Consider the following 22,741-nt stretch of genomic DNA (forward strand, 5'->3'; position numbering starts at 1 on the left):
ATGGTAAAAGCCTGGTTACAAAAGAACTTAAAAGGAGATCCTGTGATCTGGGGGATAATTTTGTGTTTTTCATTAATAAGTATACTTGTAGTGTACAGTGCTATTGGTAGTCTTGCTTATAAAATGATGAAAGGAGACACAGAGCATTATCTACTTAAGCATTCTTTCTTAGTGTTTATGAGTCTTGCTTGTATGTGGGGGGCTCACAAAATTAACTATAAATATTATTCAAAGCTAAGTAAGTTGGGGCTTTGGTTGAGCATTCCTTTACTAGTATTTGCATATTTTAAAGGTGGTGATATCAATGGAGCGAGTAGGTGGTTTATTATCCCTGTTATCAATCAATCGTTCCAGCCTTCTGACTTTGCTAAACTTGCATTAATTGCCAATCTGGCAAGTATGCTTGCAAAAAGGCAGGCAAACATAGAAGACTTTAAGGAATCATTTATCCCCATTGTATTGTGGAGTGGATTAATTTGTGGATTGATTGCTTTGTCAAATTTATCAACTGCTGTTCTTTTATTTAGTACTTGCATGCTACTGATGTTTATTGGTAGAGTTCCATTTAAATTTTTGGCTATGCTAGTATTGGTAGGATGTTTATTTGGTGTCACAGCGCTTAGGATTGGGCAAAGATGGGAGACGGCAAAGGCTAGACTTGAATATTTCTTTCTCTCTGATGAAATTCCATTTCAGGCGGAACAATCATATAAGGCAATTTCAACAGGTCTTATTTTTGGGAAGGGGCCGGGGCAAAGTGTACAATCTGACTTTCTTCCTCATAGTTATTCTGACTTTATCTATTCTATAATAATAGAGGAGTATGGATTTATAGGAGCATTTATAGTACTGTTTTTGTATTTAGCATTATTGTATAGAGCAATGCTAACTGTTTCAAACAGTGAAAGAGCTTACGGTGGCTTACTTTCAGCAGGTCTTGCGTTTAGTCTGGTTATACAGGCTATGATCAATATGGGTGTTGCAGTTGGCTTAGGACCTATTACTGGTCAGCCATTACCGTTATTAAGTATGGGGGGAACTTCATTATTATTTACAGGAATTTCGTTGGGAATTATATTAAGTGTAAGCAGAGGAGATATTTCAGAAACTAACTTTGAATCAAAAAATGCCCTCAAAAAACAAACCGTATAGAGTAATCATTAGCGGTGGTGGCACTGGTGGCCATATCTATCCTGCTATAGCTATTGCGAATGCGCTGAAAGCAATCGACAGCTCTACTGAAATTCTATTCGTGGGAGCAAAAGACAGGATGGAGATGGAGAAAGTTCCTGCTGCCGGTTACAAGATAGAAGGTTTGTGGATAAGCGGAATTCAGAGAAGATTAACAGTAGATAATTTATTGTTTCCTGTAAAGATCATTTCAAGTATTTGGAATGCAGGAAAAATCATAAGTGAATTTAAACCTGATATTGCAATAGGAGTGGGTGGCTATGCAAGCTGGCCTTTGTTATTTGCTGCTAACTGGAAAAAAATCCCTACAATGATCCAGGAGCAGAATTCTTATGCAGGTGTTACCAATAAATTGTTGGCAAAAAATGCAAGCAAAATTTGTGTAGCATATGAAAGAATGGAAAGGTACTTTCCTGGTGACAAGCTTGAGCTTACAGGTAATCCGGTAAGAAAAGATATTCTTGATTTTGAAAGTAAAAAGCAGGAAGCCTTTTCATATTTCAATCTTCAGGAGGGGAAACCTGTAATATTAGTAATAGGTGGAAGTCTTGGAGCCAGAACCTTGAACAACAGTATACTTGCCAAGATTGATGAGTTAAAAGCAAGTGGAGTTCAGGTCATCTGGCAAACAGGAAAATTCTACTTTCAGAAAATGAAAGAAGAAGCTGGGCAGAAAAATAATCCGGATGTGAAAGTGCTTGAGTTTATCAGCAGAATGGATCTGGCTTATGCAGCTGCAGATGTCGTGGTCTCAAGAGCAGGAGCACTCTCTATTTCTGAACTTTGCCTTGTTGGTAAACCATCAGTGCTAGTTCCTTCTCCAAATGTTGCAGAGGATCATCAGACCAAAAATGCAATGGCTTTGGTAGAAAAGAATGCAGCTATTATGGTGAAAGACGTTGAGGCTTCTGAAAAAATGGTGCCCGCTGCATTGGATTTATTGAAAGATCTTAATAAACAAAAAGAGCTCTCTCAGAATATCAAAACGCTTGGCAAGCCTGATGCTGCTGTCAATATAGCAAAAGAGGTAATCAGGATAATAGAAGCTAAAAGCTAAAAGCGTAAAGCTTAAAGTATAAAATTATGGGAAGGATTTAGGATGAAGTCCTTCAAGTTATAAGTATTAGGAATCTTTTGATTCTTAAAAAGAGTAAAGCAGATATTTTTATAATAGTTTGAAATTGGAAAAGTTTAACAACGTCTATTTTATTGGTATAGGCGGTATTGGTATGAGTGCATTGGCAAGATGGTTTCGCGGAAGTGGATATCATGTAGCCGGTTATGATCGTACCAGAACAGCTCTTACCGAACAGCTTGAAGCTGAAGGAATGCTCATTCATTATGAGGATGACGTTAAACTTATTCCTATTGACTTCATAGATGATGCACTGATTGTATATACACCTGCTATTCCTTCTGACCATAAAGAGCTTAATTATTTCAAAGCTCAGGGAAGACAGTTGTGGAAGAGGTCTGAGATTCTTGGAAGGATAACTGAAAAGGTATTTACTGTTGCAATTGCCGGAACGCATGGCAAGACAACAACGTCTTCAATGGTTGCCCATATACTAAAATATGCAGGTAAAAATGTATTTGCATTTGTAGGTGGAATCACTCAGAATTATAAATCTAATCTTTTGGTTGGAGACAAGGATGCGGGGGAGCAGATAATGGTAGTGGAAGCTGATGAGTATGACAGATCTTTTTTACGATTAAGTCCTGCTATCGCAGTCATTACCGCAATGGATCCGGATCATCTTGATATTTATAAAGATGAAGCTGATTTTGTTGATACCTTTAATCAGTTTGCCGGACAGGTTAAAAACAATGGCGTTGTTTTTGCCCAAGGTAATTGTCCTGTAAGAAAACTTGATAACAACAGAACTTTAAATTCTTACGGGAAGTCCGATTCTGATTTCTCGCCATTCAATAAAAGAATTGAAAAAGGCTATTATATCTATGATCTGAAAACACCTGCAGGAGCTATAACCAATATTGCTTTGGGTGTTCCTGGAGATCATAATGTTCAAAATTCCATTGCGGCATTTGCGGTTGGACTTCAATTGGGTATCCCTGCTGAAACAATTAAAAGTGCTTTAAAGGAGTTTAAAGGTGTAAAGCGCCGTTTCGATTATATATACAGATCTGAAAAGATAACGTACATAGATGACTATGCACACCATCCAACAGAAATCAAAGCATTTCTGAGTGCAGTGAAGGAAGTTTATAAAGATAAAAAGGTAACTGCAATTTTTCAGCCGCATCTTTTTTCAAGGACGAGAGATTTTATGGATGGGTTTGCTGAAAGTTTATCAATACCAGATGCGTTAATTCTTCTTGAAATATATCCTGCAAGAGAATTACCGATACCCGGAATAACATCTTCAGTTTTACTTGACAAAGTAAATCTGACAGAGAAAAAAGTTGTTTCAAAGTCGGATCTGATGAAAACACTTGAGTCAACAGATACTGATATACTTGTTACAATCGGAGCAGGAGATATAGATCAGTTTATAGAACCAATAAAAGAATTACTTGAAAAAGAAGCCGGTCGTTAATCGTTTCAGGGTAAAGAGGAAAGTGTATTACATCCTCGGGTCCATAGTGCTTTTCGCTCTTATAAGCTTTGTTGAAAAAAAGCAGGCGGATAAAGAGATAAAGGCTGTCAATGTTCATATCGATTATGAATATGACAATTATTTTGTGACAGAAGAAAAAGTATTAGACCTAATATCAAAGAACGGAACAGATCGTATAATTGGTGCTTCGTATAATGATATTGATCTTAAAACGCTTGAATTGAGAATAAAAAGTCATAAATTTGTAGAAGAAGCTCAAGTGTATAAAGATCACAAAGGCAATATAATAGTTGAAGTGAGCCAGTGTAGGCCAGTAGCAAGGGTTGTGCAGTCAGATGGACCGCATGCATATATTGGAAGTACAGGCAATACACTTTCAACTTCAGATGAGTTTACTGCAAGAGTGTTACTGATAGATGGATCAGGTTCTGCTAAACTTACCAAGAAAGAATTTTTCGAATCTGAAGAAGGCAAGCCATATCTCGATCTGATAAATTTTCTGGATCAGGATAAATTCTGGAAAGCGCAGATCGCTCAGTTGACAGTGGAGAAAAATGGAGACATTTCAATGTATACTCAGGTTGGAGATCAACTCATATTGTTTGGTAAACCCGACGAGGTAGAGAGTAAATTCAAGAGGCTGAAGATTTTTTACAAAGAGATTCTTCCGACCAAAGGATGGAATTCCTACAACAAAGTGAATCTTAAATTCAAGGATCAAATTATTTGTGAATAATATTATTACTTTTTACATCCTATGCAAAAAGATAAAATAGTAGTCGGTCTGGATATTGGAACAACCAAAATCTGTGTAATAGTAGGCCGCAAGAATGAATACGGAAAACTGGAGATTCTCGGAATGGGAAAAGCAGTTTCCGAAGGTGTGATACGTGGGATGGTAACTAATATTAATACCACAGTAAACGCTATATCCAAAGCTATTAAGGAAGCTGAAGAAGCATCAGGTATAGATATAAAAGTGGTCAATGTCGGGATCGCAGGGCAACATATTAAAAGTTCCATGCACCATGGCAGCATTACACGTCAAACTACTGATGATGAAATCACCGTAGAAGATATAAACCGAATTACTAATGACATGTACAAAACTGTCATGCCATTCGGTTGTGAGATCATTCACGTGATGCCTCAGGATTATGTTGTTGATTACGAAGAAGGAATTAAAGATCCTGTTGGTATGACTGGCATTAGACTGGAAGCTGATTTTCATGTAATCACTGCTCAGACAAATGCTATCAGTAATATCAATAAATGCGTATTAAGATCTGGTCTGGAAATTGATAACTTGATTCTTGAGCCTTTGGCTTCAAGTCTTGCGGTTTTAAGTGATGAAGAAAAGGAGGCCGGTGTAGTGCTTGTTGATATTGGAGGTGGAACAACGGACATCGCGATTTTCCATGACAGTATAATTCGACATACAGCAGTAATTCCTTTTGGAGGAAATATTATCACTTCTGACATCAAGTCGGGTTGCAATGTAATGCAGAATCAGGCAGAGCTTTTGAAGATTAAGTTTGGAAGAGCAATGGCAGAGGAAGCTAACGGTAATGAAATCGTTTCAATACCTGGATTAAGAAACAGACCTCCAAGAGAGATTTCTATAAAAAATCTTTCTCACATCATTCAGGCAAGAATGGAAGAGATCATTGAGTTGGTTCATTCTGAAATAATCTGTTCAGGGTATGAAGGTAAGCTTGCAGGTGGTATTGTCATCACAGGTGGTGGTTCTCAGTTGCAGAATGTAAAGCAACTATTTGAATACATGACAGGTATGGATGCAAGAATCGGTTATCCTAACGAGCATCTTGGAAAGAGCAAAGTCGAAGCAGTAAAGAGTCCGATGTATGCAACTTCTGTAGGCCTTGTGTTAGCCGGCTTCCGTGCTATCGATGACAGAGAGAACAGATACATGGAAATGGATTCAACCGGAAAGCAGGTGAATCAACAAAAGAAAAAAGAGGATAACAGTACTCAATTTTTAAAGAGAATCATTGACAGAACAAAAGGTCTTCTGATCGATGATCTTGATGATAAAGGTGATTATTAATCAAAAGAAAATTATTAATTTTGTAATAATACCGGACTGTTTAAGTTTAAGTAAGTAAAATTCAAAGTAATCAATATAACTCTTAATAGAAGCATTATGTCACAGCTTTCTTATAAGTTCGATTTACCCAATCATCATAAATCCATCATCAAGGTTATTGGTGTTGGTGGTGGGGGAAGTAATGCTGTCAACCACATGTATGGAATGGGCATCAAAGACGTTGAATTTGTTGTCTGCAATACTGATGTTCAGGCATTAAAGGCGAGCCCTGTACCTACTAAGATTCAGATAGGGGTCAATCTGACAGACGGACTGGGAGCTGGGGCAAATCCAGAGAAAGGTAAGAATGCTGCTATTGAAAGTAAAGAAGAGATCCGTGACTTTTTAAGCAATAATACAAAAATGCTTTTCATCACTGCCGGAATGGGTGGTGGTACTGGCACAGGAGCAGCTCCTGTTATTGCAAAACTTGCAAAAGAAATGGATATACTAACTGTTGCTATCGTAACTGTTCCATTTTCTTTTGAAGGTAAAAAGAAAAGACTTCAGGCTGATCATGGTATTGCTGAATTAAAGCAGTATTGCGATACAGTACTTATTATTCTTAATGATAAGTTAAGAGAAATATATGGTAACCTGGCAATCAGAGATGCATTTGCACAGGCTGATAATGTCCTTACCAATGCTGCAAAAAGCATAGCAGAGATCATCACTGTAACCAGTGAAGTGAACGTAGATTTTGAAGACGTTAAAACTGTTATGTCTAATTCTGGCGCTGCAGTAATGGGATCAGCTGTTACAGGTGGTGAAAACAGAGCAAGACGTGCTGCTGAGGAATCATTGTCTTCACCATTGCTTAATAACACAGACATTCACGGTGCTAAAAAGATCCTTCTTTCTATTATGTCCGGTGATCAGGCTCAACTTACCATGGATGAGCTTACTGAAATCACAGACTACATTGAAGAAAGAGCGGGTGATGATGCTGAAGTTATTTTTGGAGAAGGTATCGATGCAGCTCTTGGAGATCAGATTCGTGTTACTGTTATTGCTACTGGCTTCCAGGAAAAGGAGTTTGTGCCGGTAAAAAAAACAGTTATCGATCTTGAATCAGAGCGTCAGATAAATGTTGCAAAGCGTGAAGTTTTGCCAACGCAGCAGTTTACAACTCCTCCTGTTAACAGAATGGATCCACAGCCTCCGGCTAATCAAAACAATGGCAGAAGGAATCCAGGAGAAACATTGTCTTTTGAGTTTGATAATCAAAAATCTCAATCTCCTGAAACTAAAAGTTATGATTTTCAAGATGAAAGAAGAAATGCTGATCCATACTTCGAAGGACCTAAGAAAACAGAAGATGCTCCAAAGTATCATTCATTTGATATGAAGAAGCCTCAGTCTAATGAGGATTCATTTTATGAGGAAGAGAAAAAGAAGCAATTGATGCAGCAGGCTAATGAGAGAATAAAGAAGTTGAAAGGGCTTAGCAGCATGAATACATCCATGAACCCTGATGAGTTCAAAGAAAAGCTGGATGTACCTGCTTATATGAGAAAGAATGTAAATCTTCAGGATTATCCTCATTCTTCTGAAAGAAATATATCAAGGTTCAATTTGAATGATGATAATGAAATTCTAGGAAACAATAAGTTTCTTCATGACAATGTAGATTAATTGTCAGGACAGGTTTTATTTTTTTGTCAAAAAGTAACCCTAAACCAAAAGCTTTGTCGCAAGACAAGGCTTTTTTATTTAATGACAGATGTATGTCAAGAAGAGAAAGCCTTTCATAATGGGATAAAGGCATGAGAATATTTTTGAAGAGGAAATTCACCAACGAAGGGAAAAGTATACAATGTAGTTTATTTCTTAGGTGAATTAAAATCCTTCTCCTTTAGACATAGCCGTCACCTTAACAGAATCTTTCCTTTGTCATTCTGAGCTCTGCGAAGAATCTGGGCTTTCAAAATGAATAAAATTAAGCTATCCGGCAGAATAATAGTTAAATAACAAATTTTTTGAGACAAACAGATCCTTCGCAGAGCTCAGGATGACCAAACAGCCTATTGTTAGGTTGAGGTCTTTATTTGAAATTAATTTAGCACTAGATGTATAGAGGTTAAATTTTAAACTTATAGATTTCAGGTATTGATGAGGTTGCTTGAATATTAACATCCAGATCTTTTAATGACCCATTGGCAATGTCATAAACCCAGCCATGTATAATCGGGAATTTACCGTTTTTCCATTCCTCCTGAATTACTGACATTTTGGAAAGGTTATAAACTTGTTCAAGTACAACAAGTTCAACCATCCTATTAAATTTGGCTTTTTCATCTTCTATAGCATCAAGTTCTTCCTGATACTTATCGTAGATATCCTTGATATTACTTAACCAGTTATCTATTAATCCTAGCTTTTGATTGCCCATGGCGGCTTTAACTCCACCACATTCATAATGGCCACATACGATAACGTGTTTTACCTTTAATACGCTTACGGCATATTGCAAAACACTCATCAGATTAAAGTCTGTTTTAATAACAAGGTTTGCAATGTTCCTGTGTACGAATATATCACCTGGATCAGTCTGTGTTATTTCGTCTGTAGCAACACGACTGTCAGAACAGCCTATCCAAAGAAACTTAGGTGCTTGACCTTTTGCCATTCGTCTAAAGTATTCGGGATCAAGATCGGTTCTTTGTTTAACCCATTCCTTATTTCTATCTAGCAATGCATGAAAAGCATTTTCATCAGAATCAAGTTTGTATTGAGTTTTGATCAGTTCAGTTTTTCTTTGTAAGTGATCAGAGGCAGTTTTAAAATCTTCAATTACCTCAGCTATATCATTGTCAATGAACGAAGCCTTAGAACCATCAATGATTACGTTTTTAGACTTTGGGATATTGTTTAATTTGGTAATCAGCTGTGGCTTATTAAGAAAGGATACATCTTTATTTAACCTGACATATACAGTATCTCCCGTACCGTCTCCTTCAACAGAGATAGCAGAATGGAAGTTTGTTCTGACTACTGATATAACTCCTGCAATACTTCCAATCAGAATTCCTATAAGCAGGTTGGTAGCAAGGGTGGCAATTATTGTTATCGCAAATGGGATAAAAGTAGCCCAACCAAGCGAAAATTCTTCTTTAAAAATCGCTGGTCTTACAAGTTTGAATCCTACACCTATAAGCACCGCTGCCAGAACACCAAGCGGGACGTGATGCATGAATTGCGGTATTAGAAGAACAGCTAAAATCAGAAAGATACCATGAATAATTGCAGATACTTTTGTCTTGGCCCCGGAATCAGCATTTGCTTTACTTCTTACAATTAAAGCAGTTAATGGCAAGCCACCAAGTAATCCTGATACAATGTTGCCGGCGCCTTGGGCTAGCAGCTCATGATTTACATGTGGTTGCCTTTTGTGGGGATCAATTTTTTCGATTGCTTCCAGAGTGACAAGGCTTTCAACAGAAGCAACTAATGCTAGAGTAAAAGCCAGATAGATTATTTTTCCGTTAAATAATAATGAAAAATCAGGCAACTTGAATCCATGAAATAAATTGGTGTCGGGAATAGAAACAAGTTCGCTTTCGGGTAGCTGTATATTAAAGTATAATTCAAGTATCGCATAGAACAATGTACCTGTAAGCATTGCTACAAGCGCAGATGGAAACCATGAATACTTTCGTTTAAGTACTATATCCCAAAAGATATATACTCCTAAACTCACAAGGGTTACCAAAAGTACGTGAGGATTAACATGTTCAAGTGCATTAGTGATCATTGAGAATTTGCCATTATCTCCAGAGTCCATAAACTCATCTACTCCGAATATTTTAGAGTGATATCCCAGTGCATAAGGAATCTGTTTTATGATAAGAATAAGTCCTATCGCAGCAAGCATTCCTTTTATGACGGAGGATGGAAAGAAGTATGCGATAATTCCTGCTCTTATCACTCCAAAAAGTATTTGTAATATACCTGCAAGAATGATAGCCACAGTAAAAGCTTCAAAGCTTCCCAGGTCTTTGACTGCCCCTGCTACGATTATAGCCAGCCCAGCTGCAGGGCCGCTTACGCTTAATTGTGATTTGCTGATTAATGATACTACGATTCCGCCGACTATCCCAGCTATAATGCCAGAGAATAAAGGAGCATTGGAAGCGAGACTAAGCCCCAAGCATAGCGGTAGTGCTATGAAAAAGACAACTAGACCCGATGGCAGATCATGTTTTAGATCTGATAATTTGTAGTTAACCATAAAATGTAAAATCCCTCTGTTGTATGAAAAGTTTAAAAAATAAGGCCTGGCCTGTTATACAAATTTTTCCCTTGAACTTTAGCTATTTCAAGGTCTTTATACTTAAGTTCAAGATAAGAAAGAGTTTTGTATGGACTCTTAGGCGCATTAATTATGCCAAACAGAGGATATTAGAGAGTTTTAATGGTACTTTAACAGGGTTTTAAGAACTCTCTAAAACTCTATTAATGCGGTGACCTGAGCTTCTATTAATCCTGAGACAAAAGAGTCCAGAATTACCCCTTCTTTGAAGTTGTTTTCTACCCTTGATATTCTTGGTTTTATTGCAAGTACATTCATTCCTAAATAATTCAAAATGTCGGTGAGATGGCTCAATGCCAAGGCTCCTCCCATAACTCCTGACGATATTCCCACAAGTGCCCCTTTCTTATTTTTGAAAGTATTGGGATAACTTAGCCCGTCGATAAATCCTTTTAAAACGCCAGGGAAAGAGTTGTTATATTCCGGAACTATAAATACAAATTTATCCGATTCTTTAACATAGTCAGATAGTACATTAAAATCCGGATCCTTTCCAGTATTTTCATATAGCGCCGAGAAAATAAACCTTTCAGGCAATTTGCTCAGATCAAGGATCTGACTTTCTGCTCCGTGTTTCTTTAAAAGCTTTTGATAATATTCTGCGATTTTAATCGAATTAGATGGAACCCTATTAGTTCCTGATATTATTGTAATCATAAAATTTTATTGACCCGTACTTGCAATTGCCTGATGAATTGGTCTTTTCAGGAAGGCTTTCTTTCTTATTTTAATATTTAAAGAAAATATAAAATTTTCATAAATATAAATATTTGAAAGAAAAGGTTAAGTTCTAATGATTTGGGTGTATTCCCATATTAAAACTAATCCCTGAATTTCAATTAAGACTGAAAATCTATTTGTTCTATTTTAATTTATTGGAATAGATGTATTTTCTCATCAACTATCAGGAATAGGGAAAAATAAAGATTTGGTAAATCTTATTTGGTCTTTATTTTTCCTTGTCTGAATGTGTTGTAAAGTCTTTTGCAGATTGTTGATTTTGAGTTAGGAAGGCCTTCTGTTTACTCAGATTTACTTCAGAATCCGACATTAAATTTGATGCGATGCTAACGTAAATTCAAATATGAAAGCAGAAATTTCATCATTGGGACTTCCTCAAGCCGGTTTTGGGGAGGTCTAATGCAAATCTGGAAATCGGATATGTTGTACGGTTTTCTGGTATTTCTTATACCATGTCTTAGGATAGCTATGGTTATTGCTGGCATTATGACAGCCATTGCAAGAAGGATATTAAAGAGCTTTCTTTAATAAAGATCTCCTGAGATGTTTCGAACAAAACACATTTTACAATGTTGAAAGTCTCATAAATGAAGTAGTGATTTATAAATCAGAAACTTTACTGTCTGTGTATGAGATACTCAAACTACTTAACTTTTCTAAGACATTCTTAAATAAAGTATCTAAGCAACAACTACAGGAATCAAAATAAATTTGTAAGAAACACTAGTGTTCATTAATATTAGGGTTGTCTCATTTTCAAACTAAAATAAATTCAGTTTAGGCCAATTAATGAATGAGACCGGCCTTTTTATTTAAATGTTAAATTAGTAATGAAAAAAAAAGCATCCCTTACTATTCTTGTGTTTTTGGTTTCCCTTTATATGTTTGCGCAAACAGATAGTCTGAAATCTCCAGCAAGTGTTGTTCATGTTGAAGATAAACCTTTAAAGTTTTCTCTGAACAAAGATGGGTCAAGATATTTTCAGATTACTTTCTTGAATCAGACCTGGGTTAGGTTTAATGAAAGTAACCCTGGAACTACTGTATTTGGAGATCTTCAGGAAAATACCTTTGATATAGGATTGAGACGTACACGAATGCAAATGTACGGGCAGGTTACGGAAAGGGCGTTTGTTTATTTTCAGTTTGGTTTGAATAACTTCAATCGTACCTACCAGATGGATAACAACAGAAAAATTCAGTCGTTCTTTCATGACGCAGTAGGCGAATATCGTATTACCAAAGGCAATGAGCTTAAACTTGGAGGAGGCCTTACAATAGCCAACGGTCTTTCAAGATTTTCAAATCCGAGCGTAGGAACTATCATGACGCTCGATCTGCCCGTATTTGCTCAGGCAACAGTGGATCAGACAGATCTTTTTTCCAGGAAATTAAGTGTATATGCACGTGGTCAGTTAGGTAAGCTGGATTATAGAGTAGTATTGAGCGATCCGTTTTCGGTAAATTCAGCCGGAACTTCTGTTGTTACCAATGCAGCCGGAAATATTCAGGCTATAACTAAAAAAGCTCCTGACTCTAAAGATGCTACATTTGCAAATATTGGCCATACATATCAATACCAAGGTTATTTTTCCTATAACTTTTGGGAAATGGAATCAAACCTGACTCCATATATGACCGGTACTTATCTTGGGAAAAAGAAAGTGCTGAATCTTGCAGCAGGTGCAATCTATCAGTCGAAGGCAATGTGGAGACTTAGCCAGGACTCTGCTACAACTTATGATGATATGTTTTTGTGGTGTGTGGAGGGTTATCTTGATAGCTATATTAACAAGGATAAAAATGATGCTATTTCAGTTTACATTGGTTATTTCAAATATAATTTCGGTAAAAACTATTTAAGGTATAATGGCATAATGAATCCTGCAAATGGTCTGGTAAATGCAGCGAACGCCCCTTCGGGTTCTTTTGGGAATGCAGTTCCTATGATGGGCACGGGACAAATTGTTTATGCTCAACTAGGATATTTATTTCCACATGAATCTAGTAAACCTGGGATTATGCCTTTTGTAAGTTATACTCGTTCTGATTTTGATAAACTTAAAGAACCAGCGAATCTTTATGATGTTGGAGTAAATCTCTTGATGAATGGACATAAATCAAAATTGTCATTTGATTATCAGAACAGACCTGCATTCAATGCAGATTACAAAGTAAGTCAAAGAAGGAGTTGCTTTATATTGCAATATCAGATTTTCATATAGTATTAGTAAAGTAAGTTTGTTTAGTTTGTTTATTTATTTGTTGGGGAAGAAGGCGTAATAGTCTTCTTTCCCTTTTGTAAAAAGGGACTAATAGTTTATTGATATGAAAGTTTTAATAATTGAAGACGAAAAGGAGCTTAGATATGATATGGTGAGCTATCTTTCGCAGGAAGGCTTTCTCTGTGAATCTGCCAAAAACTATAGCGAGGCAATTGATAAGATTGGCGTTTATGAATACGACTGCTATGTGGTGGATATCATGTTGCCAGGAGGCACAGGGCTAGATCTTGTTAAGGCTATAAAGTCCCAAAAGCATCAGGGTGGTATTATTATAGTTTCAGCAAAAAACTCAATAGAGGATAAAATCGTGGGGCTTGAAATAGGTTCTGATGATTATCTTACAAAACCGTTCCATTTGTCTGAACTCAATGCCAGAATAAAATCAATTATCAGACGAAGAAGTTTTAATGGTAATAATGAAATTCAATTCAACGAAATCAGAATACTGCCGGATTCTAGACAAGTCTATATTAATGGGAAAGAAATTGCACTCACTGCAAAGGAATATGATCTATTACTGTTTTTTATTGCCAACAAGGGAAGAGTAATTCCGAAGGATTCTATAGCAGAACACTTATGGGGTGATTATATGGATCAGGCAGATTCCTTCGACTTTATTTATACTCACATAAAGAATTTAAGAAGAAAACTAGTACAACAAGGAGCGAAAGATTATCTTAACACTGTTTACGGTATAGGATATAAGTTTCAATCTGAATGAAGTTACTACAACGAACTACTTTATATTACCTTTTATATTCACTTTTTATATTTGGAATAGGAACCATACTATTCTATATTTTTATTAAAGTCATTCTATTAGATGGAATTGATGAGGCTATTCACCAAGAGAAAGTTCAGCTTGTTGCTAATCTTAATTATGAAAAAATAGGTGAGGGGCTTCAACCGAGTAAAGATGTGTTGATTATGCCGGCTCGGGAAGCGGAGGTTGAAAAGGATAAGTATAAAACAATACCTATTTACGATTCACTCTCTAAAGAATATGTCGACTATAGGCAGTTGACATCCTATCATAAAAATGAAGCAAATTGGTATAAGGTAACAATAAGACAGCCGCTGGCAGAAGCAGAATCATTGCTTAACAGTATTCTACCTGTAGAAATAGGTCTTTTCTTGATTCTGTTAGGTGGAGTATTGCTCATGAATAGGTTTATACTTGCTAAAATTTGGCAACCCTTTTATGTGCTTCTGGATAAATTAAAAAAGTATAATCTTGAGACGACGAAGATTATTCCTTATGAATCCACTGATATTATTGAATTTCGGGATCTGAATATCAATGTCGAAAAAATGACAGAGCGTATATATAAAGATTTTCTTACTCAGAAGGAATTTAATGAGAACTCTTCACATGAAATGCAGACTCCGTTGGCCATTATTAAAAACAAGTTGGAGCTGATCATTCAGTCAAAAAACCTGACGGAACAAGAGATGATTCATATTCAGTCTATATTCAGTGCAGTAAAAAGACTGACATTATTAAACAAAGGATTATTACTTCTAAGTAAGATTGAGAATAGACAATTTACTCAGAAAGAAAATGTAAATCTGGGAGAATTGCTCCAGTCTATCTTTAATCTTCTGGAAGAACAAATCAATGATAAAAATATAAGCACTGAAATAGAAATTAAAAGTAAGGACAAGCTTCTGACAAACCGGGTACTTATAGAAGGATTGTTCAATAATCTTGTCTCCAATTCTATTAAGCATAATGTCCAAAATGGTAAAATCATGGCAGAGCTTACAGACAAACATTTTATTATCACGAATACAGGCACCCAGCTCAACTTTCCTGCTGACGAGATGTTTGAACGTTTTCGAAAGGATTCTGCTGTTGAAAACTCAGTCGGACTGGGTTTGTCAATTGTGAAAAAAATATGCGATTTCCTGGATTATAAAATTATTTATATACATCAGGATGGTTTACATACATTGGTGGTAAATTTCTAACATCGTATAGATCGTTAAGTGTTTTCACTTAGATATCAGCTTCAAAATGTTTTCAGAATTCCAAATTACCTTTGTAACCATAAATATTAAAGGTGATGAAAACATTATTCTGGACGCTCATTATGACCATTGTTGTGATATTGTCAGTTGCCGGATACACGGTTGCCAATAGAAAGATTTTGGTTTCACCCGTTCTTGTGGCTCTTGGTACTGAAGAGTTACTTCAAAAAATTACACTAACATGGATTCAATTACCCATTCAGACCAGAAAGTATATTTCGGACCATTTTTCGGGTTGCAGAATAGAAGAGATGAATGAGTTGAAATCTCAGAAATCAGATAAAATAGAAGTGTTTTTATTTAAGGATCACTATAGGTATGAACTTATTTTTAATAAGGAAGGTGAGCTCTTGAAACAAATTAAGCACGTAAAGCAAAGTCAATAATTAAGTTAAGTTTGTTTAAGGTAAAGTAGAGTAAGAGGCTGTTTATAGAAAGCAGTCTCTTTTTTTTAATAGCCTAATAATTTTTCTTCAATCACCTTCCAGTCTGTAAATTTAACAGATACCTTCAGCTCCGAAAAATCAGGAGTACCAAGATATAATTCATCGAATTCTATACCATTTGCATCGAGCCATTCAAGGGTAACTTTTCCAATATTTTTAATTCCGGAATTGTAAGAGGAAAGATGTCGTTTAGTGAGGATAATAATATAATGTCCGGCTTTTCTAAGTTTGTTGATCTTTTCTTTTGCCCCAGGAAAGGGTATTAAGTTTTCAAAGGTTTCATCTTCTTTTTTGACTGGACATATTGTCCCATCAAGCGTTATAAATATTCTCATCAGTTTATATCCCTCTTTACAATAGAACCGGATTTTCTCTGTTTGGTTAATCTCCCAAAAAAATGAAGGGAGAACAATTTGAATCATCAGGGTGTTTTTTAAATAGAGATTATATTTATTTTACTTTATATTTCTTTGTGTAATCAATGGTAATTTTGAGGCTGTAAATCTTCAATATCTCATCCTCTGAAGATTACAGCCTCTTATATTTTTTAATTTATGCTTTTGAATAAAGCTTTTTGTCGATATAATCTTTTACAATTGTCTGGAAAACTTCAGCTTTTCTTTCCCATGAATTTCCTCTTGCGCGTTCATATCTTTTTTCTTTTTTTTCTTTTGAATCGAGGGTTAACTCTTCTTTAATTGACTTTAACATCTCTTCCTTCGAACTGCAAAATCTTACAACATCTTTATAATCCTTGATAAAGTTGTAATTAAATGCTATGACAGATTTCCCTGCGGAGAGATATTCGTTTAGTCCTACCTCAAGTGGTAAGTGGGAGTCTCCTTTGTTTAGTATTATGCCAATGTCAAAACTTGATATCAGTTCTGTAAACTCATCTCTTTTTCTATTTCCAATATGAGTGAAGTTAGGATACTTATCTAGTTTTTTTAATACGGAATTGTCAAGCACTTTACCTGAAAAGACGAAGTTGATATCTTTCAGGTTTTCAATTAGATATGTTGCTAAGGCAATATCAAAATCTTTATCTATAACCCCTATAGAACCTACAGTTAAAGATTCTGATTTTTGGATAGATAAACTACGTTTATAGAAGTCTTCAAATCTTACACCGTTTCTTATAAGAAAAGTCGCATCCTTGAAAGATCTGATTTTGTTGTATAAGACTTCAGTATTGGTAATTACTACATCAGTGGCTTCTATATACTCTCTTTCAAATAATGCCTGTTCATGAGATTCTTCTTCATCTGTGCCCTCAAATGTATAATAAACATTCAGACTGTCATTAAATTTTTTCATAAGGGCCAATCCGTAATCAGGATTAGCCCCAGAAATGAAAATGATGTCTGTAAGATTTAAGAAGTGAATACTCTTTCTTAATTCTGTTTCTAAAATGCGGGCATTAAATGCAAGAAGTTTTTTATAGATCTCTTTATCCCTTATCTTGTTTAAGGGTAATACAGGAGGAGGAGTTAATATGTAAACATTCGATCCTGTTCGTGATTTTTGAACCCTTAACCTTTTATCTAGATTAAGCATTTTTCGCACAGGAACTTCTTTTTTTCCTTTGATGCTGTCGAATATATCGCTGATTGAGTATTGATTTTCTATATAAAGGACAGTATTTTCCCGGCTTAGTTCATGCATGATCTCTATTAGAGGAGAAGGGTTGCCACATTCCCAGTGCTCATTTCCGAGACATATAAATGTTAGGCCTTTTGTCATACACTTGTTGTTTGAATTTCAAACCGGGGTGTTTTATAAAAGTTTGTTGGTATTGTTAAATTTACTTTGAATGCATTGGCTTTTTTTAATATCTCTATCCATGTTATAGGGAAAAATCCATTAAAGAGACTTCCTGTTTTATTTGTATATTGGTCTATGAAAATTATTTGAAGGGATATAAATCAGATGAATAATATTAAAATACTTGCACTGGGTGATTCCTATACAATAGGAGAGGATGTTCCTCAAAGTGAAAGCTGGCCATATTTACTTAAAAGAAATTTAGAAAACAGAGGATTTTCAGTTGGATTAAAAGTCGTAGCTAAAACAGGTTGGACTACTGATGAGCTTGGACTTGCAATAGAGCAAAGTGATTTAAAAAGAGAATATGATTTGGTGTTTCTCCTTATTGGAGTAAATAACCAATATAGAGGATATTGTATTGATAAATATCGTAGTGAATTCAGAAGACTTTTACTGAAAGCAAAAGAATTCTCAGTAAATAACTCTGTTTTCATATTGTCTATTCCAGATTGGTCCTGTACTCCATTTGCCTCGGAAAAGGATAAATCAAAAATTTCTGAGGAGATTGATGCTTTCAATAGGGAGAACTTCGAAATATCTGAATCTGAGGGTGCTCTTTATCTTAGTATTACAGGAATTAGTAGACGATCAGCTGACGATACGAGATATACAGCTTCAGATGGTCTTCATCCCAGTGGATATCAATATGAGAAATGGGTTGAGAAGATTATGCTTAAGATAGATTGGCCAGCTTCAATCTAATTTGAATTTTCAATATTATAGGTTGTACTGGCCACTTTTGGATAAACGCTTATTTCGCATTGTCAATGTGATAAGCTCTCATACCATGAATGCCAATGTCAAGTCCTTCAAGCTCTTCTTTAGCTGTAACTCTAAGTCCTATCGTTTTATCTATTAGAATGAAAATAAAATAGGTTATAGGAAAAACAAACAGACCTGTCGATGTAATGCCTATTGCCTGACTGATAAGCTGCTTTGTTCCATGGGTTTCAGCTAGGTCCCCCATGAATCCTACCGCAAGAGTTCCGAATATACCACAGATAAGGTGAACTGAGATTGCCCCTACAGGATCGTCAATCCTTAATTTATCAAAGAGGAGTACAGCAAGTACTACTAAAGAGCCGGAAGTAAGTCCAATGATAATAGCTTCTGAAGGATTCATCTTATCTGCTCCGGCAGTAATTGCAACGAGTCCTCCAAGTATTCCATTTAAGACCATGCTATGGTCAATAGTTCTTGTTGTTATAAAAGAAGTTGTTAGAGCTCCGATTGCTCCAGCCGATGCGGAAAGACAGGTAGTGACAAGAACAAGAGAGACGAGTTTAGGATTTGCTGATAAAACAGAGCCCCCATTGAATCCAAACCAGCCAAACCATAATAGAAAGGCGCCAATGGTAGCAAGCGGCATACTATGGCCGGGCAGTGGAATTATTCTATTGTCCACATATTTGCCAATTCTTGGTCCAAGCACAATAACACCAGCAAGTGCAGACCATCCACCTACAGAATGTACAACAGTGGATCCAGCAAAATCATAAAATTGAATATCCATTTTTTGCAAAAAACCTCCGCCCCAAGCCCAAAAGCCAATTATAGGATAAATGATGCCCACAAGTAAAAATGAAAACAGAATAAAACTCCAGATTTTAATACGCTCAGCTACTGCCCCTGACACAATCGTCGTAGCTGTAGCGGCAAACATAGCTTGGAAGAGAAAAAATGACCAGAATGTGTAGCTACTTGCTTCCGCGTTTGGATTATCTTCTGGAGCTGCAATTCCAAATCCCGAAAAGCCTATAAAATTACCTTCAAAAAAGCTACCAGGATACATTAGATTATAACCCCATAGACCGAATATTAGGATTCCCATTGCAGGAATTATAGTATTTTTAAATAAAATATTGGTTGTATTTTTTGACCTGGAAAGTCCTGATTCAATGGTTGCAAACCCCAGGTGCATAATGAACATTAGAGCAGTAGCTACCATCATCCACAAGTTGTTGGAAAGTAGAGCATTTCCGGCAATTTCAGCTTTGAGACTATTAATGATTTCAGCATTTGTAAAAAGGGAATCATTAGACACTGCAATAATATTTGAAGTTGAATCAATAGCTTCAGTTGCAGAAGTATCGAGTAATGGCTGGTTCATTTGGAAAGTGGAAGTGTTATTTAGTAAGGTTTGATTATGGTAAAGGTTAAAGTGCCGTAATATCTCGTTCTCCGGATCTTATTCTGATGGCTTGTTCAATAGGTGAAATAAAAATTTTTCCATCTCCGATTTCCCCTGTTCTTGCACTGCATAAAATAGCATTGATTATTTCATCCACCGATTCATTTGATGCAACTATAGTTATTTTTGTTCTGGCAATTGAACCAAGATCATATTCTTGTCCTCTGTAAACTGTTTTTTCACTTTTCTGATTGCCAACACCTTTAACATCTTGAAAGGTGAAAAAATCTATACCTATTTTGTGCAATGCGTCTTTCACAGGATAAAAGTGTGATGATCTGATTATCGCTTCAATTTTTTTCATATACCTCTGTTTTATAAATATTATCAGTTACTTCTCTGATAAATTTTTAATCTTAAATTAATTATATAATTATGATTTGTTTATTAAGTTAAAAAAATAACGACAATTTTCATAATTTATATATAATATTTGATCTATGCCTTCTATCAAAGACTCAAATAAACTAAAAAAATAGGTATAATTAAAATTCAGTTAAATAAAATGACTGTCTATTTAATATTTTGATTTTTTAATGTTTGGGGGTTATATTATAAAAAGTAAATTTTCGTAACTCTAGGTGAGCTTTTAATAATGATGTAAGGGGAAAATCTAAGCTATTGGATGGGATGGATTGGATTAAAATTTGCAAAACTTAAAACAATAAGCATTGCAAATGTTTTATAAAATAACTTCGTTGAAAGTGTTTTTAGATGAAATTTCCCGTCTTTTTAAAATTTATTCTCCTAATACAGATATTGCTGTTTTTTGCTCTGCAAACTTTTGCGCAGGTAGAAAAGACGGATTCTCTGTCATTTTTAAATAGGGATACTTTATTTAAAAAACTTTCAGTGAAAGAACTCTTTATTTCCAGAAAAGATACTTTTTTCTCAAAAAATGATACATTAATTGTAGTTAAGGATTTGGTAATCAGAGAAAAGGATACGCTGGTTCAGTTTCTTAAGCCAATTCTGAAAGATGGAAAAATTGAATTTATTGAGAGTAAGGAAATTTTACCCAAAATTGATACAGTCATTGTTCATCAGGATACTATTCGCACAAAAAATGAACAAGTACTTAAGGAAATACAGCAGTTCTCACAAAAAAAGAATTTTTTTTCCCAGCTAATTAAAAATTTCCTTGTTTTTGAAGATAATGATGTAAATCAGGCTAAACCGGAATCCAAGGAAAAAAGTGATGAACGATATGCAAGTTATGAAAACAAGATTATCAGAAAAATTGACATTCGTGTCTTAGGCGTATTCGGGCCATCTGTGGATAATCCAGACAAAAAACCAAAAGGGGTTCTCGAGAAAAGTGGAAATGCACTTCATATTAAGAGCCAAAAGTGGATGGTAAAAAGGCGATTGCTTTTTGCCAGAGGAGATAAGGTAAATTCTCTTACACTTAGTGAAACGGAAAGATTATTAAGGGCAACAAGTTATGCATATGATGCCAAGGTGGTAATTGTTGACTATGAAGGAAAAGATAGTGTTGATATAATTGTTCTGGTGCAAGATGTATGGAATATTTCTGTAGGAGGTGGTTTTGATCAGAAAACAGGTTCAAAAGGTTTTTTTATTCAGGATGCCAACTTTGCGGGGTTAGGTCAACAGTTGCTTACTGATTTTACTTTTAATAACAGATATCCCAAAGGGATGAATTTTTATGGGAACTACAATGTCAATACATTTCAAAAAGGACTTATCAATGCAAGTTTTTCTTACCGTTATGCATTTGGACTAAATAGTTTTATCTCTGGTATTAATAGAGAATTTCAGACACCGGAGATAAAATGGTTGGGTGGGGTTAACTATTCAATTTTGGAGCTTTGGCCCTATAATCTTCGATTCGACAGTTTTACGGTTAATCAGAAGATAAAACTTAATATGGGAGATGTTTGGGCAGGATATGCATTTCCTTTTCTGGAAAATACTAAAAATGGAGAGGGGAGCAGATTGATTTTCGCTGTTAGGGCCGTCAAGTATTTATATGAAAATGTACCTGAAAAGAAAGCAGGCAAATATTTTACTTACTATTCTTCTGAAAGTGCTTTTGCTGGATTGACTTACATTAATAGACGCTTTTACAAAGACAGGTATATTTTCAGGCTAGGAAGGACGGAAGATATACCAATAGGTAAAATGCTGGGAGTAACAACAGGGGTTAAGAAACGAGATGGGCCGCTTCTGCCTTATGGGGGTATCAATTTTACTATTGCCGAATTTGTGAAAAAGATCGGGTATATTTCTGTTACAGGTGGATATGGATCTTTTTGGCGAAATGGAAAAATGGAGGAAGGGGTTTACTATGGAAGATTGCTGCATTTCACCCCGCTAATCAATTTTAAAAACTGGAAGTACAGAAATTACATAAGTTTCAGATATACTAAAGGCTTAAATCAGCTTGATGGATACTATGTAAATATCAATCGGGAAAATGGGTTAAGAGGTTTTATTTCAGAGGGAGTTGTTGGGACTAAGAAATTTGTAATTAATATAGAATCCAATTTTTATCCTCCATTAAATTTGCTAGGATTCAAAATGGCATTTGTCCTTTTTGCAGATTTTGCATGGATAGGGCAGAATAAAAATTTATTAACTAGATCAAATTATTATTCAGGATTTGGTCTGGGACTTAGATTTAGAAATGAACACCTTGTATTTAGTATGGTCCAGGTAATGGTTGGCTATTATCCTGATGCAATCAAGCTTAATAAAACTCCACTTCAGTTTTATGAGCGATCAAGATTTTTTTATAACTTTTTAGATTTCAACTATTCTCGTCCTGGTCAGGAACCTTATCTGTAAAATGAATCTGATGTGATTTTTTTAATTCAGAATTAAAACCTGCTGTTATATAATTTTTTTATTATAAAGTAGGATTTTAAAGTAATTAATAGAAAAAAAACTCTTTCTTATTTGAAATTAAAAATATAATATTGCAACCTGTAAATAGGCATGTCCTTGCTAAGCAAAAGTTGAAATAATTTATGCTGGCATTCAGGCTTAGCTTTTTTTTAGCTTTTTT

At 35.4% G+C, this 22,741-nt stretch carries 18 protein-coding genes; 12 read left to right on the top strand and 6 right to left on the bottom strand.

Going from position 1 to position 22,741, the window contains the following annotated elements; genetic code table 11:
- The 6 genes from J7604_RS08565 (at nt 1) to ftsZ (ending at nt 7,512) form a co-directional block, all read left to right on the top strand.
- Nucleotides 1–1,152, top strand: coding sequence for an FtsW/RodA/SpoVE family cell cycle protein (locus J7604_RS08565; protein ID WP_293894088.1), 1,152 nt, complete (start codon nt 1–3; stop codon nt 1,150–1,152).
- Complete coding sequence (murG, locus tag J7604_RS08570) at nt 1,127–2,248, top strand: undecaprenyldiphospho-muramoylpentapeptide beta-N-acetylglucosaminyltransferase (protein WP_293894091.1); 1,122 nt, start codon at nt 1,127–1,129, stop codon at nt 2,246–2,248. Before J7604_RS08565 ends, murG begins: the two co-directional genes overlap by 26 nt.
- Nucleotides 2,249–2,372: 124 nt before the next feature.
- Entirely contained in the window at nt 2,373–3,749 is a 1,377-nt protein-coding gene (murC, locus tag J7604_RS08575; RefSeq protein WP_367113560.1) for a UDP-N-acetylmuramate--L-alanine ligase, read from the top strand.
- Nucleotides 3,727–4,506, top strand: coding sequence for a cell division protein FtsQ (locus J7604_RS08580; protein WP_293894097.1), 780 nt, complete (start codon nt 3,727–3,729; stop codon nt 4,504–4,506). The genes murC and J7604_RS08580 overlap by 23 nt, the downstream gene beginning before the upstream one ends.
- Before the next feature lie 21 nt (nt 4,507–4,527).
- Entirely contained in the window at nt 4,528–5,838 is a 1,311-nt protein-coding gene (ftsA, locus tag J7604_RS08585; RefSeq protein WP_293894100.1) for a cell division protein FtsA, read from the top strand.
- Nucleotides 5,839–5,934: 96 nt separating this feature from the next.
- On the top strand, nt 5,935–7,512 hold the full coding sequence (ftsZ, locus tag J7604_RS08590) for a cell division protein FtsZ (protein WP_293894103.1): 1,578 nt from the start codon (nt 5,935–5,937) through the stop codon (nt 7,510–7,512).
- 445 nt (nt 7,513–7,957) lie between these two features.
- Here the strand turns inward: ftsZ and J7604_RS08595 are convergent, their stop codons facing one another.
- Both J7604_RS08595 and J7604_RS08600 read right to left on the bottom strand, forming a co-directional pair.
- Nucleotides 7,958–10,108, bottom strand: coding sequence for a SulP family inorganic anion transporter (locus J7604_RS08595; RefSeq protein WP_293894106.1), 2,151 nt, complete (start codon nt 10,106–10,108; stop codon nt 7,958–7,960).
- Between the two features lie 213 nt (nt 10,109–10,321).
- A complete protein-coding gene (locus J7604_RS08600; RefSeq protein WP_293894109.1) occupies nt 10,322–10,846 on the bottom strand; it encodes an NADPH-dependent FMN reductase in 525 nt (174 codons plus the stop codon).
- Nucleotides 10,847–11,760: 914 nt separating this feature from the next.
- Between J7604_RS08600 and J7604_RS08605 the strand changes: the two genes are divergently transcribed.
- The 4 genes from J7604_RS08605 to J7604_RS08620 all read left to right on the top strand — a co-directional run bounded on the left by J7604_RS08605 (nt 11,761) and on the right by J7604_RS08620 (nt 15,632).
- Nucleotides 11,761–13,155 (top strand): hypothetical protein, encoded by a 1,395-nt coding sequence (locus tag J7604_RS08605; protein ID WP_293894112.1) that lies wholly within the window; start codon nt 11,761–11,763, stop codon nt 13,153–13,155.
- A gap of 103 nt (nt 13,156–13,258) precedes the next feature.
- Entirely contained in the window at nt 13,259–13,936 is a 678-nt protein-coding gene (locus J7604_RS08610; protein WP_293894115.1) for a response regulator transcription factor, read from the top strand.
- Nucleotides 13,933–15,186, top strand: a complete 1,254-nt coding sequence (locus tag J7604_RS08615; protein ID WP_293894118.1) for a HAMP domain-containing sensor histidine kinase — start codon at nt 13,933–13,935, stop codon at nt 15,184–15,186. Before J7604_RS08610 ends, J7604_RS08615 begins: the two co-directional genes overlap by 4 nt.
- A 95-nt stretch (nt 15,187–15,281) precedes the next feature.
- On the top strand, nt 15,282–15,632 hold the full coding sequence (locus J7604_RS08620; RefSeq protein ID WP_293894121.1) for a hypothetical protein: 351 nt from the start codon (nt 15,282–15,284) through the stop codon (nt 15,630–15,632).
- 65 nt (nt 15,633–15,697) lie between these two features.
- Here J7604_RS08620 and J7604_RS08625 read toward each other — a convergent pair whose 3' ends face one another.
- Nucleotides 15,698–16,027: a hypothetical protein gene (locus J7604_RS08625; RefSeq protein ID WP_293894124.1), complete on the bottom strand. Its 330-nt coding sequence runs from the start codon at nt 16,025–16,027 to the stop codon at nt 15,698–15,700.
- Between the two features lie 217 nt (nt 16,028–16,244).
- Nucleotides 16,245–17,435 carry a hypothetical protein gene (locus tag J7604_RS08630; RefSeq protein WP_293894127.1) on the bottom strand — a complete coding sequence of 397 codons (1,191 nt, stop codon included), beginning with the start codon at nt 17,433–17,435 and terminating at the stop codon, nt 16,245–16,247.
- Between the two features lie 186 nt (nt 17,436–17,621).
- Here J7604_RS08630 and J7604_RS08635 point away from each other — a divergent pair, with 186 nt between their 5' ends.
- Nucleotides 17,622–18,221 carry an SGNH/GDSL hydrolase family protein gene (locus J7604_RS08635; RefSeq protein WP_293894130.1) on the top strand — a complete coding sequence of 200 codons (600 nt, stop codon included), beginning with the start codon at nt 17,622–17,624 and terminating at the stop codon, nt 18,219–18,221.
- A gap of 49 nt (nt 18,222–18,270) precedes the next feature.
- On the opposite strand, the gene J7604_RS08640 is transcribed toward J7604_RS08635, so the two are convergent.
- Together J7604_RS08640 and J7604_RS08645 are read right to left on the bottom strand one after the other, a co-directional pair.
- Entirely contained in the window at nt 18,271–19,629 is a 1,359-nt protein-coding gene (locus tag J7604_RS08640) for an ammonium transporter (RefSeq protein ID WP_293894133.1), read from the bottom strand.
- Nucleotides 19,630–19,675: 46 nt separating this feature from the next.
- On the bottom strand, nt 19,676–20,014 hold the full coding sequence (locus J7604_RS08645; RefSeq protein ID WP_293894136.1) for a P-II family nitrogen regulator: 339 nt from the start codon (nt 20,012–20,014) through the stop codon (nt 19,676–19,678).
- 548 nt (nt 20,015–20,562) lie between these two features.
- Here J7604_RS08645 and J7604_RS08650 point away from each other — a divergent pair.
- Nucleotides 20,563–22,521, top strand: a complete 1,959-nt coding sequence (locus tag J7604_RS08650; protein ID WP_293894139.1) for a hypothetical protein — start codon at nt 20,563–20,565, stop codon at nt 22,519–22,521.
- Nucleotides 22,522–22,741: the final 220 nt, after the last annotated feature.

The organism is Sporocytophaga sp., from assembly GCF_017745095.1.
Classification (GTDB): Bacteria; Bacteroidota; Bacteroidia; order Cytophagales; family Cytophagaceae; genus Sporocytophaga.

Bases quoted from the DNA above. Each gene is read 5' to 3' on its own strand.
- J7604_RS08565 (WP_293894088.1), top strand. From the start codon at position 1: ATGGTAAAAGCCTGGTTACAAAAGAACTTAAAAGGAGATCCTGTGATC.
- murG (WP_293894091.1), top strand. From the start codon at position 1,127: ATGCCCTCAAAAAACAAACCGTATAGAGTAATCATTAGCGGTGGTGGC.
- ftsA (WP_293894100.1), top strand. From the start codon at position 4,528: ATGCAAAAAGATAAAATAGTAGTCGGTCTGGATATTGGAACAACCAAA.
- ftsZ (WP_293894103.1), top strand. From the start codon at position 5,935: ATGTCACAGCTTTCTTATAAGTTCGATTTACCCAATCATCATAAATCC.
- J7604_RS08595 (WP_293894106.1), bottom strand. From the start codon at position 10,108: ATGGTTAACTACAAATTATCAGATCTAAAACATGATCTGCCATCGGGT.
- J7604_RS08600 (WP_293894109.1), bottom strand. From the start codon at position 10,846: ATGATTACAATAATATCAGGAACTAATAGGGTTCCATCTAATTCGATT.
- J7604_RS08605 (WP_293894112.1), top strand. From the start codon at position 11,761: ATGAAAAAAAAAGCATCCCTTACTATTCTTGTGTTTTTGGTTTCCCTT.
- J7604_RS08610 (WP_293894115.1), top strand. From the start codon at position 13,259: ATGAAAGTTTTAATAATTGAAGACGAAAAGGAGCTTAGATATGATATG.
- J7604_RS08615 (WP_293894118.1), top strand. From the start codon at position 13,933: ATGAAGTTACTACAACGAACTACTTTATATTACCTTTTATATTCACTT.
- J7604_RS08620 (WP_293894121.1), top strand. From the start codon at position 15,282: ATGAAAACATTATTCTGGACGCTCATTATGACCATTGTTGTGATATTG.
- J7604_RS08625 (WP_293894124.1), bottom strand. From the start codon at position 16,027: ATGAGAATATTTATAACGCTTGATGGGACAATATGTCCAGTCAAAAAA.
- J7604_RS08630 (WP_293894127.1), bottom strand. From the start codon at position 17,435: ATGACAAAAGGCCTAACATTTATATGTCTCGGAAATGAGCACTGGGAA.
- J7604_RS08635 (WP_293894130.1), top strand. From the start codon at position 17,622: ATGAATAATATTAAAATACTTGCACTGGGTGATTCCTATACAATAGGA.
- J7604_RS08640 (WP_293894133.1), bottom strand. From the start codon at position 19,629: ATGAACCAGCCATTACTCGATACTTCTGCAACTGAAGCTATTGATTCA.
- J7604_RS08645 (WP_293894136.1), bottom strand. From the start codon at position 20,014: ATGAAAAAAATTGAAGCGATAATCAGATCATCACACTTTTATCCTGTG.